13 protein-coding genes are annotated in these 12,532 nt (G+C 68.9%); 11 read left to right on the top strand and 2 right to left on the bottom strand.

Translation table 11 applies throughout. The features are described 5' to 3' along the window. Positions 1-503: 503 nt before the first annotated feature. The 10 genes from NFL01S_RS24325 to NFL01S_RS24275 all read left to right on the top strand — a co-directional run bounded on the left by NFL01S_RS24325 (position 504) and on the right by NFL01S_RS24275 (position 9,333). A complete protein-coding gene (locus NFL01S_RS24325) occupies positions 504-1,082 on the top strand; it encodes a C40 family peptidase (RefSeq protein WP_062978629.1) in 579 nt (192 codons plus the stop codon). Between the two features lie 162 nt (positions 1,083-1,244). Beyond that, positions 1,245-2,327, top strand: coding sequence for an NlpC/P60 family protein (locus NFL01S_RS24320; protein WP_062978628.1), 1,083 nt, complete (start codon positions 1,245-1,247; stop codon positions 2,325-2,327). Between the two features lie 46 nt (positions 2,328-2,373). Further along, positions 2,374-3,498, top strand: coding sequence for a glycosyltransferase family 4 protein (locus tag NFL01S_RS24315; protein ID WP_062978627.1), 1,125 nt, complete (start codon positions 2,374-2,376; stop codon positions 3,496-3,498). A 383-nt stretch (positions 3,499-3,881) separates the two neighbouring features. Next, entirely contained in the window at positions 3,882-4,259 is a 378-nt protein-coding gene (locus NFL01S_RS24305) for a hypothetical protein (protein ID WP_062978625.1), read from the top strand. Positions 4,260-4,301: 42 nt separating this feature from the next. Beyond that, positions 4,302-4,739 (top strand): SRPBCC family protein, encoded by a 438-nt coding sequence (locus tag NFL01S_RS24300; protein WP_062978624.1) that lies wholly within the window; start codon positions 4,302-4,304, stop codon positions 4,737-4,739. A 62-nt stretch (positions 4,740-4,801) separates the two neighbouring features. Beyond that, positions 4,802-6,163 carry an ArsA family ATPase gene (locus NFL01S_RS24295; protein ID WP_245670855.1) on the top strand — a complete coding sequence of 454 codons (1,362 nt, stop codon included), beginning with the start codon at positions 4,802-4,804 and terminating at the stop codon, positions 6,161-6,163. After that, positions 6,160-6,675, top strand: a complete 516-nt coding sequence (locus NFL01S_RS24290; RefSeq protein ID WP_174555719.1) for a hypothetical protein — start codon at positions 6,160-6,162, stop codon at positions 6,673-6,675. The genes NFL01S_RS24295 and NFL01S_RS24290 overlap by 4 nt, the downstream gene beginning before the upstream one ends. Then, positions 6,672-7,646 (top strand): ROK family protein, encoded by a 975-nt coding sequence (locus tag NFL01S_RS24285; protein ID WP_062978623.1) that lies wholly within the window; start codon positions 6,672-6,674, stop codon positions 7,644-7,646. Before NFL01S_RS24290 ends, NFL01S_RS24285 begins: the two co-directional genes overlap by 4 nt. Before the next feature lie 214 nt (positions 7,647-7,860). Next, on the top strand, positions 7,861-8,586 hold the full coding sequence (locus tag NFL01S_RS24280) for a lysophospholipid acyltransferase family protein (RefSeq protein WP_062978622.1): 726 nt from the start codon (positions 7,861-7,863) through the stop codon (positions 8,584-8,586). 21 nt (positions 8,587-8,607) lie between these two features. Then, positions 8,608-9,333 carry a phosphoribosylanthranilate isomerase gene (locus tag NFL01S_RS24275; protein ID WP_063916026.1) on the top strand — a complete coding sequence of 242 codons (726 nt, stop codon included), beginning with the start codon at positions 8,608-8,610 and terminating at the stop codon, positions 9,331-9,333. Here the strand turns inward: NFL01S_RS24275 and NFL01S_RS24270 are convergent. Beyond that, entirely contained in the window at positions 9,242-10,126 is an 885-nt protein-coding gene (locus NFL01S_RS24270; RefSeq protein WP_062978621.1) for a DMT family transporter, read from the bottom strand. The two genes, NFL01S_RS24275 and NFL01S_RS24270, sit on opposite strands and share 92 nt — an antisense overlap. Further along, complete coding sequence (locus tag NFL01S_RS24265; protein ID WP_062978620.1) at positions 10,123-11,436, bottom strand: hypothetical protein; 1,314 nt, start codon at positions 11,434-11,436, stop codon at positions 10,123-10,125. The genes NFL01S_RS24270 and NFL01S_RS24265 overlap by 4 nt, the downstream gene beginning before the upstream one ends. 165 nt (positions 11,437-11,601) lie before the next feature. On the opposite strand from NFL01S_RS24265, the gene NFL01S_RS24260 reads away from it, so the two are divergent. Continuing rightward, positions 11,602-12,366, top strand: a complete 765-nt coding sequence (locus NFL01S_RS24260) for a sporulation protein (protein ID WP_062978619.1) — start codon at positions 11,602-11,604, stop codon at positions 12,364-12,366. The last annotated feature ends 166 nt before the right edge of the window (positions 12,367-12,532 follow it).

Genomic DNA, 12,532 nt, shown 5'->3' with positions numbered 1-12,532 from the left:
ACGATCGCGGCGACAGGCAGCGGAACCTGTTCCTGTTCCCCGGTTGGCACCCATTCACCACATATGTGTGCGCCAGCTCACAGTCGATGTTTATTTGCTATCCAATTGCCCATTTACACGGAATATGGTCGGTCGGCCCAAAACCGATTGGGCCACACAGGGCAAATATTCGGGCACAACACATTCAGGCCATTGTCACCACTGCGACATCCACCCGCTCAACCCTGGGAAATCGCACGATAATCGCACGATATTCGAGAGAGAACCCGCTGTAACGCCACCGATCGATCCGCCGCGCGCCTGCTGGACGTAACCGCGACGCAACCGAATCGTCGATTGTGACCCAACTCGCACAATTTGCCGCCGGAAAACTGATCGACCCACGCTTATCGCCCTCTCAGGCTTTACAAACCACCGTGATCTGTTCGTAATCTTTTCGAGACCTCGCGGAGTTCGGCGCACCAACCCGGTACCGCCGGCGGGGAGATCGGAAGGACCGCATCATGGCGTTCAACACCGTCAAGCGACAGGCGCGGCGGGCTGCCGCAACCGGAGCCGTCGGCGCTGCCACCCTGGGCGCGTTCCTACTGCCCGCCGCCCCGGCAGCTGCCCAGCCGGTGACCATCCACGGCGTAGGAACCTTCGAGGTGCCCAACGAGATCCCGATCCCCGCGGGCATCCCCGGCGTCGAAGCTCCCAGCTCCCCCGCCACCCCGCCGCCTTTCGTGACCCCCACCAAGTCCGCCGGCGATCTGGCCCTCGACGCCGCACTGTCGAAGGTCGGCGCACCGTACGTCTACGGCGCCGCCGGCCCGGACGCCTTCGACTGCTCCGGCCTGGTGCAGTGGTCGTATAGACAGGCAGGACTCGAGCTACCGCGCACGAGCGGCGCCCAGCTGTCCGCCGGCGCCCCCATCTCGCTCGACGACCTTCGCCCCGGCGATGTGGTCTCGTTCTACGGCGGCGGTCACTCGGGCCTGTACGCCGGCGACGGCAATGTGGTCCACGCGTCCACCTCCGGTACCCCGGTTCAGCTGGCGCCCATCTCGTCGATGCCGTTCGCCGGGGCCCGCCGCTACTGAGCCGGCCACGGTCCCGCGGGGGTCAGGTGACGCGGTACTTTCATCCGACGACGTGACTGTTCCGTGTCGTACTGGACACCCCGCGGGACCGTTCCGTAATCTGATCGAGACCTTCACCGGTTCATCGCACAGCGTCACAGGGAGAGCGGGGCACGGCAGGCCGTGGCAACACATCATCGGAGTCGCCGCAATCTCGGGCCGTCTCGCCGGCCCGCCCGTACCGTCCTCGCGGCGGGGCTCCTGGCGGCGGCGCTCTACGGTGGCGGCCCCGCCGGCGCCGATCCGGTCCCGGCACCCGCTCCGGCCTCGGCCACCGAAGCGGTCCAGCAGATGATCGACCTGTCCCGGCAGGCCGAACAGCTCAATCAGCAAGCACTCACCGCGCAGGCCGATCTCGACGCGAAGCTCACGATCCAGCGCGATGCCGACGCCAAGGTGGCCGCGGCCACCGCGGCCGTCGACGCGGCCCGCGACGAGGTCGCCGAATACCGTCCGATAATCGACCGCACCGCGATCGCCGCCTACCAGGGCGCGCGTACCAACCGGCTGTTCTCCGTACTGGTCAGCGATTCACCACAGCAGCTCCTGGACCAGATGTCGACGCTGGACGTGGTCGCCACCCAGACTTCCGACCAGCTCAAACAGTACAAACGCGCCACCGACGCGGCCACGGCCGCACAAACGGCGGCCCGGGCCGCCGCCGATGCCGCACGCACCGCCACCGATCAGGCCAATGCCGTCCGCGACGATGTAGGCCGTAAACAGACCGATCTGCAGAACGCGGTCGCCAAGGTCATCGAGGTCTGGGGCACCCTGTCCACCGCAGACCGGACCGCGCTCGCCGGTTCCCCGTTCCCGCCCGGTTTCGACCGCGACAGCCTGCTCGCCGATCTGGTCCCCGGCAGCGGAACCAGCGCGCTGGCCGCCGGGCTCACCCGCGTCGGCGACCCCTACGTCTGGGGCGCCACCGGCCCCGACCAGTTCGATTGCTCGGGCCTGGTGCAGTGGGCGTTCGCGCAGGTCGGCAAGCAGGTGCCGCGCACGAGCTCGGCACAGGCCGCCTACGGCACTCCCGTGGACCGCGCGGATCTGCAACCGGGCGATGTCGTGTTCTTCTACGACGACATCTCCCATGTGGGTATCTACGCCGGTAACGGCCTCATGCTGCACGCCTCCACCTTCGGAGTTCCGGTGGCGGTAGCGCCGGTGGATTCCACTCCCTACCATTCGGCGCGCCGCTACTGAGGCCCCGGAGCGGCGCCGGACAGCGATCGCCAATAGTGTGAGTCATATGGCTCGAACTCTGCTGGTTACCAATGATTTCCCGCCACGTCCGGGAGGTATCCAGTCCTATCTGCAGGCGATGACCGGTCAGCTGCCGCCCGACGATCTGGTCGTCTACGCGCCCCGCTGGCGCGGTGACAGCCATACCCGATTCGACGCGCAGCAACCGTTCCAGGTGGTCCGCCATCCCACCTCCCTCATGCTGCCGACCCCCGCCGTCGCGCGCCGCGCACGTAAGCTGCTGCGTTCCGAAGGCTGCGAAACGGTCTGGTTCGGTGCCGCCGCTCCCCTGGCGCTGCTGTCGCCGCTGCTGCGACGGGCCGGCGCGGAACGGATCATCGCCAGCACCCACGGTCACGAGGTGGGCTGGTCGATGCTGCCGGCGGCGCGGCAGGCATTGCGGGTCATCGGCGAGAACACCGATATCGTCACCTACGTCAGCAAATACACCCGGCGCCGGTTCGCGGCCGCCTTCGGGCCGGATGCCGCACTCGAACATCTACCGCCGGGCGTGGATACCGAGAAGTTCCGCCCCGACCCCGCCGCCCGCGCCGAACTGCGTGAACGCTACAACCTCGGCGATCGGCCCACGATTCTGTGCTTGTCCCGGCTCGTACCGCGCAAGGGGCAAGACGTCCTGCTGATCGCGATGCGCTGGATCCGGGAGCGGATCCCCGGCGCGGTCCTGGTGATCGCCGGTAGCGGTCCGTACGAAGACCGGCTGCGTGGCCTCGCCGAGGCGCTCGGCCTCGGCGACGATGTCGTTTTCACCGGCCGGGTCGCCGCGGCCGAACTCGCCGCCCACCACACCATCGCCGATGTTTTCGCCATGCCGGCCCGCACCCGCGGCGCGGGCCTGGACGTCGAGGGTCTCGGCATCGTCTACCTCGAGGCCTCCGCCAGCGGCGTCCCCGTGGTAGCCGGAATGTCCGGTGGAGCACCGGAAACCGTGCGCGACGGCGAAACCGGACGCGTCGTCGACGGCCGTCGCGCCGACCTCGTCGCCGAAGCGATCGGCGATATCCTCGCCGATCGTGACGCGGCCGCCGCCATGGGCGCCGCGGGCCGCGCCTTCGTCGACCGCCACTGGCGCTGGGACACCCTGGGCACCCGCCTCCGCGGGTTCCTGTAGGACCTCGGGCTCGGCCCCTGCCCGGCATCGGAACGACCACCGTGGTGCCGGCTCCAGCGCGACCCTGAAACGTCCCGATCCATGAACATCACCAACCCGGCCGGCAGCACCGTTGAGTCCAGCAAGCCCCTCAACGATCCCGCCCGCACCGGCCCCGACGCGCCCAGCGGCGCAGTCGAGTTAGGCGAGGCCCTGAACGGTTTCGCCCGTCCCTGCTGTCGGTGCTCGATGCGACGCGGCGCAGCCGCGGGTGTCGAGTGCTGACAGCAGCGAGCTCGGGGGCCGAAACCCGCGCCGCCGCTGGTGGCGCAAAATAAACACAGCGGCCACAACCCCCGGCGCCGCAGGCGCCGCATGTTTCAGCATCTACTACGCTCAGCCGGGTGAGCAGTATCCAGGTCGCCGACCAGACATTTCTCGCCGCGCCGGGTGCCGCGGTGGCCGCCGCGCTGTCCGCCCCGGGAAAATGGCGGCGCTGGTGGCCCGATCTCGAGCTCGATGTCCGGGAAGACCGGGGCGACAAGGGTATTCGCTGGTCGGTGCAGGGCGCATTGACCGGCACCATGGAGGTGTGGCTGGAGCCTGCGCTGGACGGGGTGATCCTGCACTACTTCCTGCACGCCGAGCCGTCGCGGCAGCTGCCGCCACGTAAACTCGCCGCGGCCAACCGGGAGCGACGGGTCGCGGGCAAGGTGATGTCGTTCGAACTCAAGGATCGGCTCGAGGGCGATCGGCCGGCCGGAGTCTCACCCGGGAACTGACGAATTCCATACCGCACCGCCGAAAGGAACCACTGAGAACCTATGGCCGACCGGACCCAGAGATCGATCGTCATCGCGGCGCCCGCCCCGCAGGTGATGTCCGTTATCGCCGATCTGGCGTCCTACCCGGAATGGGTATCGGCGGCCAAATCGGTGGAGGTACTCGAAACCGGACCCGATGGTCGCGCACGCACCGCTCGATTCGTGCTGGACGCCGGTGTCGTCAAGGACACCTACGTGCTGTCCTACACCTGGCGCCCCGATGATCTGGCAGTGAGCTGGACGCTGGTCAGCGGTGAGCTGCAGAAGGCACAGGAAGGCCGCTACGAACTCGCCGAGCAGCCGGACGGTGGCACCGAGGTGCGCTACGAACTGACCGTGGATCTGACCATTCCGATGATCGGCATGTTCAAACGCAAGGCGGAGAAGGTGATCACCGATACCGCGCTCAAGGAACTGAAGAAACGGGTCGAAGGCTGACCGGGCCGCGCAGCACCGGAGCGCAGGCCCGCCCCGACGGCGTGCCGGGCCGTACCCGGCGCGTGCGGACGCGGGTCGAATTGTTCGTCGGCAAGGGCGGTGTCGGTAAGACGACGCTGGCCTGCGCCCAGGCCATGGGTTATGCGCGCGAAGGACAGCGGGTTCTGGTGGCCTCGCTGGACCAGGCGCATTCCCTCGGGGATGCACTGGGTTTCCGGTTCGCGCACGACCCCGGTGCGGTGCCCGGAATCATCCGGGTCGTCCCCGGTCTGGACGTGATCGAACTCGATTCGCTGGCGTTGCTGGAAGACCGTTTCCGGGAGATCGCCGATGTGCTGGCGGCCGATCCCGGCCATGACCACGGGCTCGACCTGGGCGCGCTGGATCCGGCGGAGCTGACCGGGCTGCCCGGTGTCCAGGAACTGCTGATGCTGGTGGAAATCACCCAGTACGCCGCCGACGACGACTGGGATGTGATCGTCCTGGATTGCCCGCCCACTGCCGATATGCTGCGCATCCTCACCGCGCCGGACACTCTGCTCGGTTACCTGGACCGGATCTGGCCGCCGCATCAGCGGATGATGAGCGCGATCGGTACCGATCTGCGGCGCGCGGTCCTGGCGGCGACGATGCAGCGGATCGTCGCCGCCGTCACCGAGGTCCGTGATCTGCTGGCTGATCCCGAACGCACCAGTGCCCGGCTGATCACCCTGGCCGAACGGGTGGCGGTCGCGGAATCGGCGCGGGTGCGGTCGGCGACGGCGTTGCTCGGGCTACGACTGCAGGCGGTGGTGGTGAACAAGGTGCTGCCCGAAGTCCCGCCGCCGGGGCCGGAACCGCAGCATCCTGCGGTGCGCTGGTATTCGCATCGCTACGCCGAGCAATGGGATGTGATCGCCGGACTGCGCCGGTCGATGCCGGAGATCCCGGTCTTGGTGGCCGGCCATACCGGCGCCGAACCGGTGGGTATCGGCCCGCTCGCGGGATTGTCCTGCGTCGTTCCGGCGCGGTACAGCGGCGACCTCGTGCTCGCGGGCGGCACCGGAGACCGCGCGCCCGCCGGCGGGACCGGGGCCGTGAGCGATACCGGCCACGCCGGGGCCGTTCGGCGTGACAGCAACGCGGCGATGCGCGACGATGCGGGTTCGGCGGCGGCCGGCCAGGCCGCGGCCCCCGCCGTCCGATTGGAATCGGGCACGGGTTTGCATTCGGTATATGCGCTGCGTATCCAGCTACCGGTAGCGGATCCGGCCACGCTGCGCCTGGGACGAGTGGAGGACGATTTGATCGTGGGAGCCGACGGCGTGCGCCGGCGGTTGCGCCTGGCGCCGGTACTGCGCCGCTGCACCGTCAGCACCGCCGAACTGGACAACGGATACCTGGTGGTCCGTTTCCGGCCCGACCCGCAGGAGTGGCCGCGATGACCGGAACCGAATACCGGCAGCCGGAGGGTATCGCCGAATTCGCCGAGGAACTGCGTCTGCTCGCAGAGGCCGTGCTGGAGCGGGTCGAACCGGTACTGCGCGACGCGGCCGCGGACGGCAAACCGGAATGGGGCAATTGCACCTGGTGCCCGCTGTGTGCCGCGGCCGCACTGGTCCGCGGGGAACAGCACGAGGTGCTGGCGACCGTCGCGGCACACGGTACGGCGATCGTCACCATCCTGCGGGAGGCGCTTGCGGGCGAACCGGTCGATCCGGTGATGCCGCATGGTCACGGGGCGGGTTACTCAGCCGCGCACGGTCGTTCCGGAACCGGCCATCAGGAAGGCCACGAGACGGCGGCCGATTCGGACGAAGCACCACCGGCCGCCGCACCCGCTGCCGCGGCGGGCAGCCGGGCGGGCCGCCCGGATAGCGGCGCCCCGGCCGAACCGACCGCCCCCGCGGCCGGAAGGTCCCGGTATGTCGGTATCCCCATAACCATCAAGCCATGAGCACGTCCGCTCCGGGCGCTCCACTGACCGTGGGTGTCGATATCGGCGGGACGAATATCCGCGCCTCGGTGGTCGACGGAACGGGCGAGGTGCTCGATACGGTGCAGTGCCCGACCCCGCATTCGGCGCCCGCGCTGGAAGGCGCGCTCGAACGCGCCGTCCGCGAACTCGGCGACCGGCACGATATCGACGCCGTCGGCCTGGCCGTGGCCGGGTTCGTTTCGGCCGATCGCAGCACGGTCCGGTTCGCCCCGCATCTGCCCTGGCGCGACGCTCCGGTGGCGAAACGCCTCACCGGCCGGATCGGCCTGCCCGTCCTGCTGGAGCACGACGCCAATGCCGCCATGTGGGCCGAATACCGGTTCGGCGCCGCGGCGGGCGGTCACAACGTCGTTCTCGTGGCGATCGGCACCGGGATCGGCGCCGCGCTGCTGATCGACGGTGTGCTGTATCGCGGTACCCACGGTGTCGCACCGGAACTCGGGCATCTGCAGGTCGTCCCCGGCGGCCGCGACTGCGGCTGCGGTAAACGGGGCTGCTGGGAGCGGTATTGCAGCGGAACGGCATTGGCCGAATCCGCGATAGAACTGGTAGCCGTCGACTCCACCCCGTCGCTGCTGGCGAAAGAGGTGATCGCCGACCCCGGTGCACTCACCGGCCGCCGGGTGGCCGGCGCCGCCCAGGACGGCGACCCGCTGGCCCTGCGGGTGATGGCCGATTTCGCCCGCTGGCTCGGCCTGGGCCTGGCGTTCGTGGGCGATATCTTCGACCCGGACCTGGTTGTCGTCGCCGGCGGGGTCAGCAGTTCGGCCCCACTGTTTCTCGACGAGGCCCGGGAAGAATATGCAGCCTCCGTCACCGGCCACGGCCACCGGCCCCTCGCCCGCATCCGCACCACCCAACTGGGCGAAGCCGCCGGAATGATCGGCGCCGCCGAACTCGCCCGCACCGCCCTCATCGCCGGCCGCTGACGACCCGCCCCTCCTACAGGGCCCCACAGGGCCCCGGTGCGGACGGCTTGCCCCGAGACCCTCGGTCGATGCAACCCCCGAACGTGCATCACCGAACACGACGCCACAGACCGAGAATTAACATGGCCGGGCTTGGAGGAGTTCCGTGACCGGCGGTAGAGTCGGCACCCGAGGCTCTTCACATTTCCATCCCAATTCCCGGAGTAAGGACGTCATGTTCTACTGGCTGCTCAAGTTCGTGCTGCTGGGTCCGTTCATCCATCTCTACAACCGCCCCGAGGTGGAAGGTGTGGAGAACATCCCGGCCGACGGTGCGGCCATCATGGCGGGAAATCATCTGTCGTTCGCGGATTGGTTGTTCGCGCCGCTGTCGAGCCCGCGCCGAATCAACTATCTGGCCAAGGCGGAGTACTTCCATACCCCGGGTCTCAAGGGGCGGTTCCAGAAGTTCTTCTTCAGCGCCTCCGGCCAGTATCCGATCGATCGCAGCGGCGCCGATGCGGCCGAGGACGCGCTCAACGCCGCCCGCAAACTGCTGGACGAGGGTCGCCTGGTGGGTTTGTATCCGGAGGGCACCCGCTCCCCCGACGGCCGGCTGTACAAGGGCAAAACGGGTATGGCCCGGGTCGCGCTGACCACCGGGGTCCCGGTGATCCCGGTGGCCGTGATCGGCACCGACGAGGTGAGCCCGCCCGGACCGTTCCGCTGGCGCCGCCGCAAGGTGACCGTGAAGTTCGGTAAACCGATCGATTTCTCCCGGTACGAGGGAATGGCCGGTAACCGGTTCGTGGAGCGTGCGGTGACCGATGAGGTCATGTACGAGCTGATGCGGATGTCCGGGCAGGAATACGTCGACGTGTACGCCGCCAGCCTGAAGAAGAACATACCTTCGGGTCCGTCCTCGCATACGCCGCGAATTCCGGAATCCGCCGCGAGCTGACCCGCCGCGTACGATGAACGGGTGACGGTTCGCGCGAAGGTTTGCGGAATCCGGTCGGCGGCCGATCTGGAAACGGCAGTGAGCGCCGGCGCGGATGCCGTCGGATTCATTTCCGGAACCACCCACTTCAGCGAGGACGCGCTGACAGCGGAGGCCGCGGCCTGGCTGTCGGAGTCCACGCCCTCGTTCGTGAACAGGGTGCTCGTCACCCATCTCGAGGAGGCGCACGCCATTCTCGAATTGGCCGACCGGATCGGTGCCGACACCATCCAGGTGCACGGCCTGGTGGATACTCCCACGCTGCGGGCGGTGCACGCCGCCGCCCGCGGCCGGACGATCGTTCGCGCGGTCCATGTCACCGGGGCCGATGCCGTGGCCCGTGCCCTGGACATAGCCGTGGACTGCGATGCCGTCCTGCTCGACTCCCGCACCACCGACCGGCTCGGCGGCACCGGCCGCACGCACGATTGGGCGGTCAGCGCCCGCATCGTCCGCGAGCTGGCGCTCATCGGCCGGCCGGTGATCCTGGCAGGCGGTTTGACCGCCGACAATGTGGACGAGGCGATCGAGGCGGTACGCCCGTTCGGGGTGGATGTGAACAGCGGTGTGGAGACCGAAACCGGCGACAAGGACTTCGCCGCCTGCGCCGCATTCGTCAAGACGGCGCACGAGCACGAGCCGGGCTACCCAGTTCCAGTCCCACGGCCCCGAGGACGAGGACTCCAGCCATCAGGGTCGCCACGGTGATCTCGGAGCCCACCAGGATCGCACCGGCAAGTGTCGCCACCACGGCCTCGTTGAGCCCGATCAAACCCGTGGTCACCTCGTCGAGCTCCCGCAGCGCCAGCCAGTAGCAGGCGAAACCCGGTCCGAGCAGCAGTGCGCCCAGCACCGCGAGCGCCACCGTCTGCCCTGCCGTGGGTCCTTCACCGAACAGCATCGCCATACCGAGTAACGGGGCAGCCAGCACAGCCGCGGCCAGCAGCTGCAACCCGGCCGCCGATGCACCGGCGCGGGCCGCCGACTCCCGCACCACCAGGGTGATCAGCCCGGCCACACACCCCGCGCTGATCAGTGCCAGCGCGCAACCCACCAGGGCGGGCCCGAGGGCCGTATCCGCCGGCCGGTGCCCGGCGACCAGCCAGATCGCCGCGCCGATCGCGACCAGTTCCGCGGCCAGCACCAGCGTGATCGCCCGCATTCCGCGGACGATGCGGACGACGATCAGCAACACCGGCGAGGTGAGGTGGAGCGCGACCACGACCGGCAGCGGCCCGATATGCAGTGCGGCGACGTATGACACCAGGTTGAGCACCTCGAGCACTCCGAGCCGCAGGAACAGCCCCGGCGCGCTCCGCAGGTCCCGCCACGGATGGGCGCCCCGGGCCAGCGCGAAACCCAACAGCGCCACCGCCCCGCCGGCGGCCACCGGGGCCGCCGCGATTCCCGGGGCACCCACGGCGGCGATACCGGCGCTCGACAGCCCCCACAGGCTGGTGGCCACGCCGAGCAGCGCCGGACCGCGCCAGGAGACCCTCACGAGAGCAGGAAGGTTACGACGGGCAGGATGACCGCGGTGTAGGCCGCGAACACCGCGGCCGCCGTCCGCCCTTTCGGTACCGAGGGCAACCGGGTCGCGATACCGGTGTAGGTGCCGAGTGCGATGAAGAATGTGCCCCAGACGACCAGTGCACGGCTCGCGACCACCCCGAGGTCGGGGGCGAAGAATACGGCCAGCAAAGCGATCGTGAGCCCGGCGGGTGCCGCGGCGGCCAGGGTGAGCCCACCGGCATAGCTGTTCATCAGCACCGTCCGGTGCCGATGCCCGACCACTTGCTGCGCATCCCTCGGGTGTGCTCCCTGTTCCCGGCAGATCAGATCGAAGATCACCGCCGGGTTGACCCGTTCGTCGACCACCCGGCGTACCGCGAGCATCGCCTCCAGCCCCTGCACGGTCGCGAACGAGGTGATGAAGCCCCCGGTGGAGGTGCGGAACCCGCCACAGACGGCCGACCGCTCCTGTGTCTCCTGTAATTCCAGCAGTTCCACCAGGCCGCGGCGCACGCCCGGATCGAATACGGCGCGCTCGTCGGCGGCGACCACTGCGCCGACGGCGAGGTGCAGGCCGAGATGGCGCCAGGTGGAGGCCATCAGGCCCTCCCGGAAGGATTCTTCCTCGGCGCCGGCCGTACCGTCGCGCAGGGCATACAGCATGCGCCGCACGGTGAGTTCACGGACCTTCTCGACCCGTTTCCCGCCCACCGCCGCGATTTCCGGCCGGGCGAGCAGCCGCGCGACATGCGCGCACGCATACACCGGCTGGGCGCGGGGATCGTCGTCGAGCATCATCGACACCACCAGCGAAGTGCCCTGTAGCAATGCCTCGGCCGCGGTTTCGTCGGCATCGGCCAGACCTGCCAGTGCGTGCAGCGCGGCCGTGGTGGCCGTGAGAGAGATGGGGCCGACGGTTTCGGACAACCGCCATCCCCGGGTTCCGGTATCCCGGGCGGCATACAGCTCCCGCAGGCACTGCTCGACCGCGGGATCGGTGGGCGGTACCCCCAGGCACCCCAGTGCCCGCAACCGCCAGGACAGATCGATCGGCGACCGGAACACCCATTCCCCGCTGTCGGTGTCCACGACATCGCGGCGCACCAGAGTGCGCACCTCGGCGAGCCGAGGTATCCGCCGGCCCGCCGCCGTCAGCGCCACCACGACCTCCGCGGTGTTCTGCGGATTGGGCAGCACATCGGACAACCAGCCCCAGCCGGCACCCCCGTGACGGACGCTGGCCTGGCTGCGGTGCAGCCATTCGACCGCCCAATCGATTCGTTGCTCGATATTCGACACGGAACCTCCATCCCACCCCACCGAGGCCGGATTCCCCAGGAGCCCAAGGCGATGCCGACTCTACCGGCACCCTCCGACACGAACAGGCGATCCGATCTACGCTGTTGATCCGACAGCCCCGGGGCGAGGAACGATTCGCGGGCGGGGGCGAAGGGAGACGAATCGATGTTCAAAACTCTGCTGGGCGCGCTCGGCACCGGCTCCACGGAGGTGGAGACCGAACTCTTCACACCGGGCGTGCAGCCGGGGCAGCCGGTACAGGGGGTGATCCGGATGCGCTGCCAGGATCGGCCGGTGCGGATCAACGGGGTCTCGGTGGAGCTGATCACCCGGGCCGAACGGGAATACGACGACGGGGAACAGCTGCTCGATATGGCGTTCGCCCAGCTGCCCGTATTCGGCCCGTTCGAATTGCGGCCCGGGCATCCGCTCGAGGGCCGGTTCGAACTGCTCACGCCGTGGGAAACACCGATCACCTTCTACGACGGCCGGCACCTGCACGGGACCGCGGTGGCGGTCCGCACCCGGGTCGATGTGGACGGCGGATTCGATGCCACCGATACCGATCCCATCGGTATCGGTGCTCTGCCGCCGCAGCATGTGCTGCTCGCGGCCGTCGAGTCCTGGGGTTTCGGTCTCCGGCACGCCGATGTGGAGGCGGGCCGAGTGGACCGGATCCCACAGCAGCTGCCGTTCTTCCAGGAAATCGAATTCGGTCCCTCACCGCGCTTTCCGGGCCTGAACCAGCTCGAGGTGACCTTCCTCGCCGACCCGCACGGTATGTATGTCGTACTGGAAGCCGACAAACGCGCCATGATGTTCGCGCCGGGCCGCGATGTACAGGACGCGATCCGAGTCGATTTCGCGACCTTCCAACAGGTGAACTGGGTCGATGTGATCGGGCAGCGAGTGCATCTGCTCGCCCGCTGACGGATTCGCCACGCCGGTACACCGGAGTGTCCGGGCCGGCGGTGGACGTTCACCTACCGTCGACCCGGGCGCGGGAGACTCACCTCGTACGAAACCGGTCCGGGCAGCGAAATCCCCCTGGACATCGCGCGAAAGGCCGGGCACGTTGCGCGGTCTTCCCCCGGCC

The sequence above is a fragment of the Nocardia flavorosea NBRC 108225 genome (assembly GCF_001613385.1).
In the GTDB taxonomy this organism is placed as follows: Bacteria; Actinomycetota; Actinomycetes; order Mycobacteriales; family Mycobacteriaceae; genus Nocardia; species Nocardia flavorosea.
The sequence above is the reverse complement of the archived record's forward strand: the minus strand, read 5'-3'. Positions and strand labels throughout refer to the sequence as shown.